17 protein-coding genes are annotated in these 15,221 nt (G+C 64.1%); 9 read left to right on the top strand and 8 right to left on the bottom strand.

Translation table 11 applies throughout. The features are described from left to right. Window positions 1-5 precede the first annotated feature (5 nt). Window positions 6-626 (top strand): MarC family protein, encoded by a 621-nt coding sequence (locus WC729_RS19945; protein ID WP_372856636.1) that lies wholly within the window; start codon window positions 6-8, stop codon window positions 624-626. Here the strand turns inward: WC729_RS19945 and WC729_RS19940 are convergent. Then, on the bottom strand, window positions 613-2,421 hold the full coding sequence (locus tag WC729_RS19940; protein WP_372856045.1) for an AcrB/AcrD/AcrF family protein: 1,809 nt from the start codon (window positions 2,419-2,421) through the stop codon (window positions 613-615). The genes WC729_RS19945 and WC729_RS19940 overlap by 14 nt on opposite strands. A gap of 59 nt (window positions 2,422-2,480) precedes the next feature. On the opposite strand from WC729_RS19940, the gene WC729_RS19935 reads away from it, so the two are divergent. Continuing rightward, window positions 2,481-2,924 carry a GtrA family protein gene (locus WC729_RS19935; protein WP_372856043.1) on the top strand — a complete coding sequence of 148 codons (444 nt, stop codon included), beginning with the start codon at window positions 2,481-2,483 and terminating at the stop codon, window positions 2,922-2,924. After that, window positions 2,924-3,655, top strand: a complete 732-nt coding sequence (locus WC729_RS19930; protein WP_372856041.1) for a class I SAM-dependent methyltransferase — start codon at window positions 2,924-2,926, stop codon at window positions 3,653-3,655. The genes WC729_RS19935 and WC729_RS19930 overlap by 1 nt, the downstream gene beginning before the upstream one ends. 104 nt (window positions 3,656-3,759) lie before the next feature. On the opposite strand, the gene WC729_RS19925 is transcribed toward WC729_RS19930, so the two are convergent. The 4 genes from WC729_RS19925 to WC729_RS19910 form a co-directional block, all read right to left on the bottom strand. Then, a complete protein-coding gene (locus WC729_RS19925; RefSeq protein WP_372856039.1) occupies window positions 3,760-4,815 on the bottom strand; it encodes a glycosyltransferase family 2 protein in 1,056 nt (351 codons plus the stop codon). Window positions 4,816-5,104: 289 nt separating this feature from the next. Then, complete coding sequence (locus tag WC729_RS19920) at window positions 5,105-5,998, bottom strand: lipase family protein (RefSeq protein WP_372856037.1); 894 nt, start codon at window positions 5,996-5,998, stop codon at window positions 5,105-5,107. Between the two features lie 566 nt (window positions 5,999-6,564). Continuing rightward, window positions 6,565-7,488, bottom strand: coding sequence for an ImmA/IrrE family metallo-endopeptidase (locus WC729_RS19915; RefSeq protein WP_372856035.1), 924 nt, complete (start codon window positions 7,486-7,488; stop codon window positions 6,565-6,567). A gap of 4 nt (window positions 7,489-7,492) precedes the next feature. After that, the gene (locus tag WC729_RS19910) at window positions 7,493-7,870 is read right to left on the bottom strand and encodes a helix-turn-helix domain-containing protein (protein ID WP_372856034.1); all 378 of its coding nucleotides are present in this window, start codon (window positions 7,868-7,870) and stop codon (window positions 7,493-7,495) included. A gap of 188 nt (window positions 7,871-8,058) precedes the next feature. Between WC729_RS19910 and WC729_RS19905 the strand changes: the two genes are divergently transcribed. The 5 genes from WC729_RS19905 (at window position 8,059) to WC729_RS19885 (ending at window position 11,586) form a co-directional block, all read left to right on the top strand. Then, window positions 8,059-8,763: a multiubiquitin domain-containing protein gene (locus WC729_RS19905; protein WP_372856635.1), complete on the top strand. Its 705-nt coding sequence runs from the start codon at window positions 8,059-8,061 to the stop codon at window positions 8,761-8,763. Further along, window positions 8,745-9,095: a hypothetical protein gene (locus tag WC729_RS19900; RefSeq protein WP_372856032.1), complete on the top strand. Its 351-nt coding sequence runs from the start codon at window positions 8,745-8,747 to the stop codon at window positions 9,093-9,095. The genes WC729_RS19905 and WC729_RS19900 overlap by 19 nt, the downstream gene beginning before the upstream one ends. Further along, window positions 9,092-9,601, top strand: coding sequence for a hypothetical protein (locus WC729_RS19895; protein WP_372856030.1), 510 nt, complete (start codon window positions 9,092-9,094; stop codon window positions 9,599-9,601). The genes WC729_RS19900 and WC729_RS19895 overlap by 4 nt, the downstream gene beginning before the upstream one ends. Beyond that, window positions 9,598-10,509, top strand: a complete 912-nt coding sequence (locus WC729_RS19890; protein ID WP_372856028.1) for a ThiF family adenylyltransferase — start codon at window positions 9,598-9,600, stop codon at window positions 10,507-10,509. Before WC729_RS19895 ends, WC729_RS19890 begins: the two co-directional genes overlap by 4 nt. 267 nt (window positions 10,510-10,776) lie before the next feature. Beyond that, the gene (locus WC729_RS19885; RefSeq protein WP_372856026.1) at window positions 10,777-11,586 is read left to right on the top strand and encodes a hypothetical protein; all 810 of its coding nucleotides are present in this window, start codon (window positions 10,777-10,779) and stop codon (window positions 11,584-11,586) included. A 61-nt stretch (window positions 11,587-11,647) separates the two neighbouring features. On the opposite strand, the gene WC729_RS19880 is transcribed toward WC729_RS19885, so the two are convergent. Together WC729_RS19880 and WC729_RS19875 are read right to left on the bottom strand one after the other, a co-directional pair. Beyond that, window positions 11,648-13,738, bottom strand: coding sequence for a bifunctional (p)ppGpp synthetase/guanosine-3',5'-bis(diphosphate) 3'-pyrophosphohydrolase (locus WC729_RS19880; protein WP_372856024.1), 2,091 nt, complete (start codon window positions 13,736-13,738; stop codon window positions 11,648-11,650). A gap of 80 nt (window positions 13,739-13,818) precedes the next feature. Then, on the bottom strand, window positions 13,819-14,136 hold the full coding sequence (locus WC729_RS19875) for a hypothetical protein (RefSeq protein ID WP_372856022.1): 318 nt from the start codon (window positions 14,134-14,136) through the stop codon (window positions 13,819-13,821). 130 nt (window positions 14,137-14,266) lie between these two features. On the opposite strand from WC729_RS19875, the gene WC729_RS19870 reads away from it, so the two are divergent. Further along, window positions 14,267-14,746 carry a winged helix-turn-helix transcriptional regulator gene (locus WC729_RS19870; protein ID WP_372856020.1) on the top strand — a complete coding sequence of 160 codons (480 nt, stop codon included), beginning with the start codon at window positions 14,267-14,269 and terminating at the stop codon, window positions 14,744-14,746. Window positions 14,747-14,748: 2 nt separating this feature from the next. Here the strand turns inward: WC729_RS19870 and WC729_RS19865 are convergent, their stop codons facing one another. Beyond that, window positions 14,749-15,174 carry an acyl-CoA thioesterase gene (locus WC729_RS19865; protein WP_372856018.1) on the bottom strand — a complete coding sequence of 142 codons (426 nt, stop codon included), beginning with the start codon at window positions 15,172-15,174 and terminating at the stop codon, window positions 14,749-14,751. Between the last annotated feature and the right edge of the window lie 47 nt (window positions 15,175-15,221).

Below are 15,221 nucleotides of genomic sequence, written 5' to 3'. Positions count from 1 at the left end.
CGGGCCTGATCGCGCTCTACGTCTCCTCGCTGATCACCTTCTTCGTGGTGATCGATCCGCCGGGCTGCGCGCCGATCTATGCCGGCCTGACCAAGGGCGCCTCGCCGACGCACCGCCGCGCGATGGCGATCCGCTCGGTACTGGTCGCCTCGGCGATCCTGTTCGTCTTTGCCTTGTTCGGCGAGGATTTGCTCCGCGCGCTCGGCATCAGCCTGGCGAGCTTCCGCATCGCCGGCGGCATCATGCTGTTCCTGATCGCGCTCGAAATGGTGTTCGAGAAACGCACCCAGCGGCGCGAGGACCGCGCGGCCAAGGTCGCCGAGACGCCCGAGGTCGAGGACGTCTCCATCTTCCCCATGGCGATGCCGATGATCGCAGGCCCCGGCTCGATCGCTTCGGTCATGCTGCTGATGAGCCGCAACGACGGCCTCGAACGCTCGCTCGTCGTGCTCGCCGCGCTGGCGACGATCCTTGCGCTGACCTTGCTCGCGCTGCTCGCGGCAGGGCCGATCATGCGCGTGCTCGGCGTCAAGATCGAAGCGGTGATCACCCGCCTGCTCGGCGTGCTCCTCGCGGCGCTCGCCGTTCAGTTCGTGATCGACGGGGTGCGGATCAGTCTGCTGTAGCTGCCGGCTCGTAGCGAATCTTCCACAGCCGCAGCGGCGATTTCTTCGGCAACGGGACTGGCTCGAGCCAGGCCGGTACCTTGTTGTGCGCCAGCTCGTCGTAAAAGCCCCCCGGCGCCCGCGCGCGATAGATCGTCGATTCCGCCATGTTCGGGCAGATCAGCAGCAAGGTCGCGCCGTGGCGCTTCGCGATCGCGCGGAAATTCTCCGGCGTGCCCTTGAAGGCGTGCTGCACGTCGAGGATCGCATCGCCATTGCGGTGATAGGGGCCGGCAACGGCATTGTGATGCGTCACGGTGATCAGCCGTGGGCCGAGATCGACAAAGGTGAAGATGGTCTGTGCGGGCAGCTTGTCGAGCGGGGCGAGCGCCGGGATGGTCGGGCAGCGGCCGCTGGCATTGTTGACGATCTGCACCCGGTTGCTCGGCGGATCGATCCTGAAATATTTGATCGCGATGCCGGAAAACAGCCCGGACACCGCCATGAAGGCCGTCACCGTGCCGAGCACCCGCACGAAGATCGAGCGGTGGCCCAGGCACCAGGGCAGGACGATGCAGGCGAGCGCGGTCGCGCCGGGCACTGCCAGCAATTGCGCTGCCGGCGCGGCGCGCGCCTGCCACAACAGCATCGCGGCGGCGAAGCTGCAGAACAGCAGCACCGGCATCCAGCCGTTGAATTTGTCGGAGCCGCGCGCGCGCCACGTCGCGATGCACGCGCCGATGATGCCGATCACCGGCAAGGTCACGATCGGGAAGGCCGTGCGGAAGGGGTGCTTGTAGATCGGCCGCGCCTCGCGGACATTGTCAAGCCAGTTGCGCGCCAGCTCGGGCGAGACCTGCTCGGGCCGCCCCAGGCATTGCGGGAACACCAGCGCAAAGCCGATCGCGATGACCAGGCCCGCCACCACGGCCAGCGCCAGGCGAACCGCACGCCGTTCCGGGTTGAGCCGCCCGAGGATGAACAGGAACGCCCCCGCCGCGACCATCGCGCTCAGCCACACGGGCGTCAGTGCGTCGCAGCGCAGCACCTGGTTGGCGTTCGAGGCGAACAGCGCATAGCCGAGCGCCGATCCGCCCCCGAGCGTCAGCGCATAGACGCTCATGCGCTGCACGTCGCCACGGTCCCAGATCCAGCGCAGCGCGATGATCGCCCCGGCCATTGCCGCATAGGGCAGCAGCTCGAGCCCGATCGTCAGCGATACCGCGCTGGCGACGCCCACGATCGCGCCGCCGCGCGCGCCCTTCGGGTCGGCAAGACCGGCGACCGTCAGGCTCAGCATGGCGAGCTGCCAGCCATGGTGATCGATCCGGTCGGGCATGAACATCAGGATGGTCGAGGTGCAGCCCGCGACCAGGAAGATCAGCGCGAGCGGCCAGGCCAGCCCCCCGACCAGCCGGCGCACGGTGGCGGCGATGCCGATCATCGCGATGGAGAGCGGCAGGATCGGCGCGATGCCGCACGCCAGCCGTTCGGCCTGGGCCGTGCCGACGAACGGCTGGAGCAGCAGGATCAGGCCCGCGATCGGCAGGTCGACGATTCGGCTCCAATGGATATCGAACCCGCCCGGTGGATTGAGCTTGTACTGGCGCAGATCGTACCAGCCCTGCCCGTTCAGCAGCGCGCGCACCTGGGCAAGCCGCATATTGTCGTCGGTATCGCCCAGCGACAGCCACTGGATCGCGTTCCACCGGTCGAACAGGAACCAGATGCCGACCGCCAGCCAGGCAAGCAGGGTCAGCCGCAGCCAGTATCTGTCCAGCTCGCGGACAAGGGAGCGATCGGTCGTGTTTTGCAAAGGGCTTCCCTCGGTCACGTTCGCGCTCTAGTGCGGCGCGCGTAAAGGGCAAGGCACGCGTGACGGCGATTATCAGACAGATCGAGACCTGGCGGTCGAGCGGCATGCTCGCGCAGCTGATCCGCTTCGGCATTGCCGGAGCGATTTCGAGCGTGATCTACTTCGCGGTCTATATGCCGCTCACGCTCTACGTGTTCGGCGCGCGGCTTGCCGTGCTCGCCGTGCCGCCGGCATTTCTGGTGGCGGTGGTGGCGGGCTTCTTCTTGCACAGCGCATGGAGCTTCAAGGGCCATGGCACGCGCGACCAGAGCGGACGCCAGCACGCGAAGTTCTTCATCGTGCAGAGCTTTGGCCTGTTGCTCAACGCTGCTTTCACCTGGATCATCACCGGGCCGCTGTTCCACGGCTCGCCCTGGTTGCCGATGATCCCGGTGCTGACGATAACCCCGGTCGCGACCTTCGCGCTCAACCGTCAATGGGTGTTCGGCGAGGGCCATGATTGATGGATAGAATCGTTTACGATCGCATGGCGGCGCATGATTCCACCCATTGGTGGTATCGCGCGCGGCGCGACATCCTCGCCGATTATCTCGTGCGCGAGGGCAATCTGCCCGCCAATGCCCGCATCCTGGAGATTGGCTGCGGCACCGGCCACAACCTGCCGATGCTCGCCGCCTTCGGCACCATCGAGGCGATCGAGATCGACCCCGCCGCGCGCGAGATCGCAAGCGCGCGGCTCGGCCGCGAGGTCGGCGCGGCACCTTTGCCGGCGCTGACCGGCGTCGAGCGCGGCGCCTATGACCTGATCGCGGTGCTCGACGTGGTCGAGCATATCGAGGACGATGTGGCGGCGCTGAAGGCGATGGCCGAATGCCTGAAGCCGGGCGGCAAGATCCTGATCACCGTGCCCGCGCATCAATGGATGTGGAGCGCGCACGACGTGGTGAATCACCATCATCGCCGCTATTCCAAGGCGGGGCTGATCAAGGTCATCCGCGCCGCGGGGCTCGAGCCGAACAAGCTCGGCTATTTCAATTCGCTGCTCTTCCCGCTCGCCGCCGCCTCGCGCCTGGTCGGCCGGCTGACCGGCAAGGACGACAGCGACGATTCGCCGCCGCCGAAGATCGTCAACACCCTGTTCGAGAAGATCTTCCGCTTCGAACGCCATCTGGTCGGCCGCGTGCCGCTGTCGCCCGGCGTCTCGATCATCACCCTGGCATCGCCGGTGCGATAGGCCGGGGCGACCGCCCCTCCACCGTCACCCCGGACTTGTTCCGGGGCCCATGGTGCCGCACACCGCCGGTCGCGGCTCTTGCGGGGTGCGTTTCGAACCCGGGCTCACTCGCCCTTCGGCGCACCCTCGGCGGGAATGGGCGTGATCGACATCCCCTCGACGAAATCCGCCCGCGAGGCTGGCGCAGCCATCTCCGCCCGATACCCCAGCATCGCCTTGCCCTGAACCGGGCCCGCGATATCCGCGACCAGATACAGCGGCCGCCGCTTCGATTCGACATAGAGCCGGCCGAGATACTCCCCGATCATGCCGAGCACGAACATCTGCACCGCGCCGAGCAGCACCACGACCAGCATGGTCGACGTCCAGCCCTGCACCGCGCTCCCGGTGAGGAAGCCGACCGCGATATAGACGAACAGCAGCAGCGAGGCGCCGGTCAGCGCCAGCCCGACATGGCTGGCGAAACGCAAGGGCGCCGTCGAGAAACCCGTCACCGCGTCGAGCGCGAAACGCACCATCTTGCCCAGCGGATATTTGGTCTCGCCGGCCAGCCGCTCGGCCCGGTCATAGACGAACGGTACCTGGCGAAAGCCGATCCAGGCGACCATGCCGCGGATGAAGCGCGCCTGTTCGGGCAGCGACAGGAAGGCATCGAGCGCACGCCGGCTCATCAGCCGGAAATCGCCGGTGTCGAGCGGGATCGGCGTATCGGTGATCCGGTCGAGCATGCGGTAGAAGATCGCGGCGGTCGCCTTTTTGAAGATGCTCTCGCCCTCGCGCTTGCGGCGCACGGCATAGACGACGTCGGCCTGCTGCTCGGCCATCGCCGTGCGCATGTCGGTCAGCAGTTCGGGCGGATCCTGCAGGTCGGCATCGATGATCAGGATCTGCTCGCCCGCGCAAAGATCGAGCCCGGCGGTCAGCGCGAGCTGATGGCCATGGTTGCGCGACAGGTTGATCGCGACGAGATGCGGATCGGTCGCGGCAATCCGCTGCATTGCCGGCCAGCTCTCGTCGCGCGATCCGTCATTGACGAACAATATCTCGAAATCCTCGCCCACCGCCGCGCGCGCCGCCGCGGAGACGCGGGCATGCAGGATGTCGAGACAGGCTGCCTCATTATAGCAGGGGACGACGATGGAGAGGGCGGGACGGTGCATGGGCGCGCTGTTTAGCGGCAAGTCATGCCCCCGTCATCGGAAGATTGCGCTGGATCAACCGGTGCCCCGCGACCGCACGAAGAGCGTCGCGAGAGGTAGAGTTGAATTCGGTCGAGCTTGCACGCGCAATTAAGCCCCTCCCCTTCAGGGGAGGGGGGAAGGGGTGGGGCAGCGTTGAGCGGGGCTCGAGGCCCCGATCAACGCTTCGGTGCTTGGTGAGACGAGCCTTTTTAAGCGCGCAGATGCGCCAGCCTCCACCCTCTTTTCCCATCCCTAGCGGGGAAAAGCCTCAGGGGCTGCTCGAAACCGGCCACACCCGCCCACCCAGCAGCGCGGACACATAATTGATCGGCGCATGGTCGGCGAGGGCGCGCCAGGGAACATTGCCGGTCCGCCACATCAGCGCCGCATAGGCCAGGTGCGCGGCCCGCTGGTCCTTCGCCACGGAGATCGCCGGCGTATCGCCGACATGGATCGCCCCGTCCCGGTCGATATAATGCAGCCCGCGCGCATGGCTGTAGATCAACGGCGGCGGCAGCAATGCGACGGTATCGGTGCAGTTCACATACCGCCGGATCACCACCGGCGCGAGCGAGGCAACCAGCGCCTCGTCCCCGACCCGCGGCGACCCGAAGGTGACGAGCTCGATCGGCCGCCCGCCATCCGAGAGCCGCGCGGCAAGCAGGGTCGCCAGCGCGGCGCCAAGGCTATGCCCGGTCAGCAGCAGGCGCGTTGGGTTGGTGTCGTGCAGCCAGCCCAGGATCGGCTCCAGGACGGAGGAGAGCGACGCCGAGAAACCGCTATGCACCCGCCCCGGCCTGTCCCAATTCTCCAGGATGAAGCTCGCATCGGTCATCACATCGCGAAGCGAATCCGCCTGCGTGCCGCGAAAGGCGATGATCGCCCGGCCATCGTCATGGACCGCGGCAAATCCCGTCGCGCTGAATTTCGCCGTGCCGGTCGCTTCCCGGAACCAGCCGGGCCGGCGATAGCCGACCGCCCCGATCGCCTCGGCGATCAGCCCCTTGTCGGCGTCATCCTGCTCGAACCGGCGATAGGCGAGGCGGGAGAATTCGGCGGCGACGGCGTCGATGCTCCAGTCGTCCCCCATCGCCAGCGGCGGCTGCGCTTCGGGGCGGTAGAGCGCCTGGTTGGATGGGTCATAGGGGATCGGCGTGGGCATGACGGGTTTACCCGCTTAGCCGGGTGCGGCGATGCTTGCGAATCCGATCGGCTGCCGCTCCACGAGGACGACGGTGAGCCCGGGGATCCCGAGCTGGGCTCCGAGGCGTTTGATTCACTCGACCATGCTGCCTGCGTCCGATGCAGGTGGCACCGCGATGGGCGCGTCGCGCTGGCATAGGATAAGGGCAGCTTCGCGCCCCAATTGTCGTCGTTCCACGTGCGCGTTGGGTGTCCCGGAAGCTGCCATCCGGTAATCGAGCTTCGCCACCGAATATAACTTGCCACCGAGTCTCATCCTCCATCGCGGACTGCACTTCGATCGAAGAAGGAAGCGGTGCAGGGGCGGGTCAAAGCTCAACCAAAACAGCATTCTTTGAGCGATGCGCTAGGCATAGAAGTAGCATCCCATGCCACACACTGCCCTATCGAGTGCCACAGTTGAGCTGTCCGGCCCCAAGCCCGCGCTAGCGATATCGTCACCTGTATGGGCGGAGCCATGGGCTCCGGCCGCGCAGCGGCTGGAGCGCGGGCCAAAGCGAGTTTCCCCACACCGGCGGCACTGCTTCAGGCGGGGATTCCAACCAACAGCGACGCGTTCAGGGTGCCGACGCAGTGAATCAAAACAAACGTATTGTAAGGTGTTTTGAAGCCTTCACCCACGAACTCGTGTCGCTCCCCATTGCGATCAATCAGTTCAAAGCTTTGTGGACTAGACATCTTGCGATACCCAATCGGAACGCATGCCATCAGATCGTGTCCCGGGACTATCGCTTCGGGTAAGACGAGCGATCCAAAGCGGGTACGGTAATCCTGTGAAAACTCCATCCGGCGCACCGGAGCCTTCATGCCGTGAACGTCGCAGGTTTCGGTCGGATCGAATACCACGACAACGCACGCCTTGGTGCTGCGCCGAACATACTCGCGGATTCCGGCGTAAACCGATGCCCCAAATTTCCGCGCATGGGTCATGGGCACCTTGATCCCGAACTCGAAATCGGCGGTCATTTTCGCAAAGCCGTCATTCTGAAAGAGGACGACGGAAGCAAATGTGTTGGCTTCCCGCTCGAACAAATCCGCCACCTCTGGCCGCAGATGCTTGGTGCAATCCTGGATGAATTTATAAAGTCCGCTCTGATGCGGAATGACTTTGTGCCCGGCTTCATGAAACTTGAGAAAGGTTTGCTGTTCCTTGCCAAGAGCGGGGTCGATGTGAACGATATCGGCGTGGACATCAAAAATGCCGCGAACCTTGTCCAGCGCCGCCCGAACGAATTGGCCCGCCTTGTCGCCGGCCTGTTTGATAAAATGCTGGAGGGCATCGAGATCGAAGGCACTGATGGGCGCGACCTTGAGTTGCGCCGCATCCATCAGGTCAGACACAGGTGTTGGATACCGCCCGAGAGCGTCAGCCTTGTTTAGCAGCGCAACTGCTGATTCATGCACTGTCCGATATTGATTCGGATCCAACGAACTGTCGTCAGCTTTCACCCGCTTATCCCTTTAGCCCGCGCCGAAATTTCAGATATTCCAGAAGCTCTCGCTCCTCATCTTCACTCAAATTCAGCTCCGCGAAGGTCGCCGCGCGCCCGTGGGACACATCGCCCTTCTCACGGTTTCCAACAATGAACCCCGCCATTTCCATCAACTGCTCGTAGCTTATTCGATACACGTTCGCGAGCGCATGCAAAATATTCGGGGACGGTTGCTGTATCTTCCCACTCTCAATTTGGCTCAAATACGCGTTTGAGATGATGTTATTGGTCAAGCCTTCGACTTGGCGCAGCGAATAGCCGCGATCATTTCTTATTGCCGCTAGGTGACTTCCTAACGACGACCCCGGTTTGGGGGGGGGCGGATTTTCGTCTGTCATGATTGGCTCCAGTCTCCCAGCCTGTCGGCCCGAATCTTACATGGTTTGCTAGATTCATCAAGCGCGCCGTCTTGCCGCTATGTCTTGCAAGCATGCATACTTGCCGCTTGACATTCTTAGCGCGCTAGGCGATCCAACAGGCCACGGAGCCGACAAGGCGCGACTCCACAACGGAAAGGTAAGTGAAGATGAAACCCACGGACGCGCCGGAACAGGCCGGCATCCACGATCGCGATACGTTCAAGCTCGTCGCGATCGACGAGAACTTCGCAGAACGGCACATCACCCTGCCCGATGCGAAACCGACGGGCCGCCAGATCGCGGAGGCCGCGGGCTTCCGCCCGGCGGACGATGCGATCGTGCTCCAGCAGCTCGCCGATGGCGCGCTCGAAGAGCTCCGTCTTGAGGAACTGGTCGATCTCCGCGAAAGCGGCGTTGAGCGGTTCTTCGTGATAGCCGGGGACCGGACCTATCGCCTGATGATCGACGGGCTCCGCATGGAATGGCCGCGGGTCGATGTGTCGGGCGACACGATCCGCAACTTGGTGCGCAAGAGCGAGGAGTTCGAGGTCTTCCAGGATTTCGACGACGCGCCCAACGCCTTGATCGAAGATGATCAGGTGGTCAGCCTGGGTGGCGACGGCTTGGAGCGCTTCATCACGAAGCGCGGCGAGAAGCTGGTCTCGGTCACCTACAACGGCGAGACGTTCAAGCTGGAGCGCCGGACCTACACAACCGAGGAACTGCGGCAGGTCTTCGGTGTCGAAGAAGGCTATATCCTCCAGCTTGTCACCAAGGCCGGCGAGTTCGTCGAGTTGAAGCCCGGTCGCACGCTGCCGATCAAGAAGGACATGACGTTCGTGTCGCACGCTCCGTGCGGGCATTCGTCCTAGTGTCTGCCGCGTCGGAGTTCGAGAAGCTTCGGGTTCTGTTCCCGGACGCGCAACTGTTGCAGGAAGGCGGGGTCGATCTCGCCTTCCTGCCCCGGTTGGTGATCGACAATCAGGGCAACGCGGTGACGATGCCTGCACTGCTGTGGCCCAAGGCGCGCGACAGCTATCCCACCCGCCTCTTCCTTGAACGGCAGCTTACCGCGCCGCAGGCAAAGAACTGGAACAGCTTCGGTATCTGCACGCGCACGTGGTGGGCCTGTTCATGGCACGGCGTCCCGGAGAGCCTGTCTTGGCCGGAAATGATCGCCAATCACCTGAGGGCCTTCAAATGAAAGCGCAGATGAAAATCCCGCGTAAGCTGCTTGCCGGAATTCGTCAGGATCTTCGGCGGCCACATAGCTTCGCATATGAGCGGATCGGGTTCCTCACCGCTGGCGCGGTGCGAATGGACAATGGCGACGTTGTCCTTTTGGCACGCGAGTACCAGCCGGTGGCGGACGAAGACTATGTTCCGAACCCGCGCGTGGGCGCGATGATCGGGCCAGATGCGATGCGCAAGGGTTTGCAGCTCGCCTATAAGAGCCGGAGCGCGTTAGTCCATCTGCACACGCATGGCGGAACCGGGCGGCCTGAGTTCAGCGGCGTCGATCTGGACGACGGCAAGAAATTCGTCCCGAGCTTTTTCAACGTCGTTTCGCATATGCCGCACGCCCTTCTGGTGCTGAGCGACGATTCCGCGCGCGGCCTGCTTTGGATGGGGAAGACACAGCCGCCCGTCTACTTCGAGGGCTTTACCCAAATCGGCGCACCGCTTCTCAAGTTCGGAGGCCCGCAATGAACGATTACAGTCGACAGAGTTTCTTGGGGCCGGATAGCGACCAAGTGCTCGCAGCCGCGAGTATCGGTTTTTGCGGGCTAGGCGGAGGCGGCTCGCATGCCGTCCAGCAAGCCGCTCATCTCGGCATCGGCAATTTCGTACTGGTCGATCCCGACGAGATCGAAGATTCTAATTTAAACCGGCTCGTCGGCGGCACCGCGCTCGACGTCACAAAGGCATCGCCAAAAGTCGAAATTGCAAAGCGACTGATCCTCGCCATCAACCCCCGCGCCAATATCGTTCTTCGTCGCTCGAACTGGCAGGAGGCAATCGAGCCGCTGAAACGGTGTGACCTTTTGATCGGCGGGATTGATACCGTTCGCGGCAAGGATGAGCTTGAGCGCTTTTGCCGTGGCATGCTCATTCCCTACATCGATATGGGCATGGATGTGCATGAGATGGGCGCTCGCTACCTAGTCTCCGGGCAGGTCGTGTTATCGGCACCGGGCGAACCGTGCTTGCGCTGCTTCGGCCTAATCACTGAGGAGGCGCTGGAGGCCGAGGGCGCCCGTTATGGTGCTGCTGGCGGTCGGCCGCAGGTGGTGTGGCCGAATGGCGTCCTAGCCTCCACGGCCATAGGCCTGATGGTGCAGACGTTGACGCCTTGGCATAGCAAGCCGCTGGAGAGCGCGTGCTTGGAATATGACGGCAACAAGCACACCGTCACTATGAGCGCAAAAATGAGTGTGCTTCAGGGGCGCGCTTGTCCGCATTACCCAGCCAATCAGGCAGGCGATCCGCTTTTCGATGTGCGCACGCCGTGGTCTCCGCCGACGCCAGAACGGTCCCCATCGATCTGGGGAAAGATCGTGCGACTTATCCAACGGCTCACCAACAGTTCGGTCCGGCGGGGCAGGTTTCGGACATAGTTCGCCCAAAACCTGCCAGTCCGCAAACGGCCCAATAGAAGGCACGGCCCCCTGGCTGGGCGATAATCTCTTTAGTCAGCTGCTCCAATTCCCTGCGACGTTCGTCGCCGAAGATCGCCGATCCGTTGAGGTTGAATTTAATCAAGATATTGATTTGTAAAGATAAACTATCTAATCCCTACTCCGAAAAATGTCAGCAAACTCCCTGACATTTTGCCCGCGCCTCCCTTGATTCAAACCTCATCCCACCGCCGCTATCCCGGCACCATGATCTACAAACCAGAATTCGCCGATCAGGCCCGCGCGATGTGCCGCCTCGGCGCCACCGACGAGGAACTCGCCGAGCATTTCGGCGCCTGCGTCCGCACCATCTATCGCTGGCGCAACACGCACGAAGAATTCGCCGAGGCCGTCGTCGCTGGCAAGGACCATGCCGACGCCCGCGTCGAGCGAGCGCTCTATTCCCGCGCTATCGGCTGCACTGTCGAGCGCACCAGGGTGTTCAAGCACGCCGGCGATCCCGATCCGGTCTATGCGACCTACAAGCACCAGCTCCCGCCCGATGCCACCGCCGCGCTGCACTGGCTCCGCGTCCGCCAGCCGCAGAAATGGCGCATCCGCGATGAGGAAGAGGACGGTAGCGATTTGGCGAGGGACATCGAAGAAGCATGGGCCCGTGTCGAAGCCGGCCAAATGCGCGCTGAGGAGGACGCCCAGCTAGCCGGGCGGACGTCGCCACACCCGGAGCAATCGCCGCCGCCACCACCGGAAGCCGCAGGTCCGAACGCCGATCCGGTGCCGGACCCCGACCTCGACCCGCGCACGGATGACGGTCCGGCGCCGGAGCCTCGCTTATACCCGCCGGACGAGCCAAATCCCGCCCCGGATTCAGGCCTGGCACCACCGCAGGCTCTGGTCTCCCCCGACCCGAAGCCAAAGCCGCAGCGGAAGCCAAAGCCGAAGCCGCTACAGCCCCCGCCCCCGCCACCCCCGTTCCTCCCGGCACCGTCACCGCCCGCGGCCCCGAAACCGGTCTTCATGCCGGTACCCCGCTTCGAGCGCGGAGGCTATCGTTGAGCCCGCCGTCCGCCAGCGGCTGATCGGCCGCCCGATGAAGAGCCCGCAGCGCCCCCGCGCGTCAGATCCGCTCCACCATGTTCACCGCATCGGCCGCGCGCAGCGCCGCGATCAGGCGAGTCAAATGAAGCAGGTCGTGCACTTCCACATCGATCGTGTTGGTGTGGAAACCCGTGTCGCGGTTGTCGAGCCGCATGTTGACGATATTGGCCTTTTGCGCGCCGATGATCGTCGCGATCACGCCCAGCGCACCGGGCTCGTTCTTGACCTCGACCGAGATGCGCGCGGTCGCGCCCTCGGTCTTGTCGCCCCAGGCGAGATCGACCCAGTCGGCATCGTCGCTCTCGGCCAGCCGCGGGCAGTTGATCGTATGGACCTCGATCCCTTCGTTCGGTCGGCGCAGGCCGACGATGCGGTCACCCGGCACCGGATGGCAGCATTCGGCCAGGTCGAACGCCACGCCCGGGGTCAGCCCCTTGATCGAGATCGCGCTGGTCTGGATCGGCGCCGCGCGCGTCGTGGCGGTGCCGCCCGATCCCGGCATCAAGGCCTCCATCACCTCGGAATCGGTGATGCGGCGCCGCGCGATCGCTTCCATCAGCGCGGCCTCGTCGGTCAGCTTCAGCCGCTTGAGCGCCGCGCCGATCGCGCCCGCGGCCAGCGGGGCGGGCAAATGCGACAGGATCTCGTCATAGATCTTGCGCCCCAGCGCCTGGGTTTCCTCGCGCTCCTTGTGGCGCAGATGCCGGCGGATCGCCGCGCGCGCCTTGCCCGTGATCGCGAAGCTCAGCCAGTTCGCCTGCGGCTCCTGCGCCTTGGAGCGCAATATCTGCACCTGGTCGCCATTCTCGATGCTGGTCTTCAGCGGCACGACGCGCCCGTTGATCTTCGCACCCACTGCCTGGTCGCCCAGGTCGGTATGCACGGCATAGGCGAAATCGATCGGCGTCGCGCCCTTGGGCAGCTGGTGCAGCTCGCCCTTGGGGGTGAAGGCGAAGATCCGGTCCTGGTACATCGCCATGCGCGTATGCTCGAGCAGCTCTTCCGGGCTCTCGGCATTGTCGAGGATCTCGACCAGGTCGCGGATCCAGCTCACCTGGGTCTCGGGGCGCACCTTGTCCTGCTTGTACGCCCAGTGCGCGGCCAGGCCGAGCTCGGCCTCCTCATGCATCTCCTCGGTGCGGATCTGCACTTCGACGCGCGTATTGTCGGCATGGATGACCGAGCTGTGCAACGAGCGGTACCCGTTGCGCTTGGGCGTCGAGATATAGTCCTTGAACCGCCCCGGTACCATCGGCCAGCGCCGGTGGATCACGCCCAGCGCTTGGTAACAGGCTTCCTCGCTCGGCACGATCGCGCGGAATGCCATGATGTCGGAGAGCTGCTCGAAGCTGATGTGCCGCTCGGCCATCTTCTTCCAGATCGAATAGGGGTGTTTCTCGCGGCCCGAGATATCGGCGTCGATGCCGTGGCGCGAGAGCAGCAGCTTCAGCCCGGAGCCGATCTTGGCGATCCGGTCCCCGCCGCCTTCCTTCAGCTGCGTCAGGCGCTTGTCGATCGAGGCATAGGCCTCGGGCTCGAGCTCCTTGAAGGCGAGCGTCTGCATCTCCTTCATGAACTCGTACATGCCGATCCGCTCGGCGAGCGGGGCATAGATGTCCATCGTCTCGCGCGCGATGCGGCGGCGCTTGTCGGGGTTGGGGATGTAGTGGAGCGTCCGCATATTGTGCAGCCGGTCGGCCAGCTTGACCAGCAGCACGCGGATATCGTCCGACATGGCGAGCAGGAATTTGCGCAGATTCTCCGCGGCGCGCTCATTCTCGGTCTGCGCTTCGATCTTGGAGAGCTTGGTGACGCCGTCGACCAGCCGCGCGACCGCGGGGCCGAACAGGCGCTCGATCTCCTCGATCGTCGCGACGGTGTCCTCCACCGTATCGTGCAGGATCGCGGTGGCGATCGTCTCGTCGTCGAGATGCAGCTCGGTCAGGATGCCCGCCACCTCGATCGGATGGCTGAAATAGGGGTCGCCCGAGGCGCGTTTCTGCGTGCCGTGCGCGTTGACCGAGAAGACATAGGCGCGGTTGAGCAGCGCCTCATCGGCTTGCGGATCGTAATCGAGGACCCGGTCTACAAGTTCATATTGGCGCAGCACGCCTTAAGATGGGGCCGCGATGTGTTGCTTTGCAACAAAAAGCTGGCCGCGGTCCTGAAACCGCGGCCAGTCAGGGGATCTTATTTCGCGCGGGCGTTGCACTTGGCGAGCGCGTCGGCGTCGAAGGCGGTGCCGCCGGCGGTGAACTCGCTCAGCGCACCGGCGCGCTGCACGATCATCTGGCACACGATGCCGTCGCGCGAGTTGGTCTTGTTGGCGGTGAACGCCGTGTCGCGCCACTTCCACATCAGGTTGCTGGTGATGAAGCTGGTCTTGGTCGGCTGCGCGACCGGGGTCGCGGTGTAATAGCCGCCCGGGCCCTGTGCGTGGCTGCCGACCGGCGACAGCAGCATGATGGAACCGGCGAGCGCGGCAGCGATTGAAAGAATGCGGGTCATTGTTAGTCCTCCTTGAAACCAGTTGCGAATCACTACCTAGTGGATTAAGTAGTAAGTTGCAACTAAAAACTTATATGTCATTTCCATGACGAGCGATTTGGGATAGGCTCCATGGGTCGAGAGGAATGAGATGAGCGGTAAAATCCGTGAAATACTGAGCGAGTGCAGCCTGCCTGCGGCGCTCGAGGCCATGGGCGAACGCTGGAGCTTCATGATCCTGCGGGCTGCTTTCAACGGCCTCCATCATTTCGAGGAGTTCCAGTCGGAACTCGGCATTGCGCGCAACATCCTGGCCAACCGGCTCGCCCGCCTGGTCGAGCACGGCATCCTGACGCGCGAGGCGATGCCCGAGGATCGCCGCAAGATCGAATATCGCCTGACCGAAAAGGGCGCGGCCCTGCTGCCGACGATGATCGCGCTGCGGCAATGGGGCGAACGCTGGGAAACCGGCATGCCCGCCACCCCGGTGCTGGTCGATGCGCGCGACATGCGCCCGATCGGCCCGATCGAAGTGCGCGCCTGGGACGGCCGCGTGCTGACCAAGCACGACCTGCTCTGGGCGCTCGCCGAGGACGTGGTGCACGAGCCCGAGATGCGCGCGGCCGAATAGGCCTAGGTCGGCAGCGTCTCGAGAAACGCGCGGATCGGCGCTTCGATCGGGATCGGCTTGCCGGTCGGCAAGTGCACGTTGACGATGACCATGTCGATCACGGTGTGCAGATCGCCCGTCACCGCATGGCAAAGCTCGAAGCGCTGAGTCATGCTCGAATTGCCGATCCGCTCGATCCGCACAAAGGCGTCGAGCGCATCGCCGAACACGAACGGCTTCAGGTAATCGATCTCGGTGCGGCGAACATGGAACTCGGTCTCGGTCCAGACCGCGCCCAGCGCCTCGCCGATCCCGGTCCACTCCCAGAATTCGGTCGCCGCGACATCGGCATATTCCAGGTAGCGCGAGTTGAAGACCACCTTCTGCCCGTCGATCTCGGCATAGCGGACCTTGAGGCTGGTGGAGAAGGCGAAGCCGGGGCGGATCATGCCGCGGCGATGGCCTGCGCCGCCCGCCCCGTCAATGCGGCGTCGAT

Origin of the sequence: Sphingomonas sp., from assembly GCF_041661825.1 — a bacterium.
Classification (GTDB): domain Bacteria; phylum Pseudomonadota; class Alphaproteobacteria; order Sphingomonadales; family Sphingomonadaceae; genus Sphingomonas.
Note: the sequence above shows the minus strand (reverse complement) of the source record. Positions and strands in the feature narration are given on the sequence as shown.

Coding starts and splice junctions, on each gene's coding strand:
- WC729_RS19885 (WP_372856026.1), top strand. CDS start 10,777: ATGATCTACAAACCAGAATTCGCCGATCAGGCCCGCGCGATGTGCCGC.
- WC729_RS19910 (WP_372856034.1), bottom strand. CDS start 7,870: ATGACAGACGAAAATCCGCCCCCCCCCAAACCGGGGTCGTCGTTAGGA.
- WC729_RS19920 (WP_372856037.1), bottom strand. CDS start 5,998: ATGCCCACGCCGATCCCCTATGACCCATCCAACCAGGCGCTCTACCGC.
- WC729_RS19870 (WP_372856020.1), top strand. CDS start 14,267: ATGAGCGGTAAAATCCGTGAAATACTGAGCGAGTGCAGCCTGCCTGCG.
- WC729_RS19865 (WP_372856018.1), bottom strand. CDS start 15,174: ATGATCCGCCCCGGCTTCGCCTTCTCCACCAGCCTCAAGGTCCGCTAT.
- WC729_RS19890 (WP_372856028.1), top strand. CDS start 9,598: ATGAACGATTACAGTCGACAGAGTTTCTTGGGGCCGGATAGCGACCAA.
- WC729_RS19925 (WP_372856039.1), bottom strand. CDS start 4,815: ATGCACCGTCCCGCCCTCTCCATCGTCGTCCCCTGCTATAATGAGGCA.
- WC729_RS19905 (WP_372856635.1), top strand. CDS start 8,059: ATGAAACCCACGGACGCGCCGGAACAGGCCGGCATCCACGATCGCGAT.
- WC729_RS19875 (WP_372856022.1), bottom strand. CDS start 14,136: ATGACCCGCATTCTTTCAATCGCTGCCGCGCTCGCCGGTTCCATCATG.
- WC729_RS19895 (WP_372856030.1), top strand. CDS start 9,092: ATGAAAGCGCAGATGAAAATCCCGCGTAAGCTGCTTGCCGGAATTCGT.
- WC729_RS19930 (WP_372856041.1), top strand. CDS start 2,924: ATGGATAGAATCGTTTACGATCGCATGGCGGCGCATGATTCCACCCAT.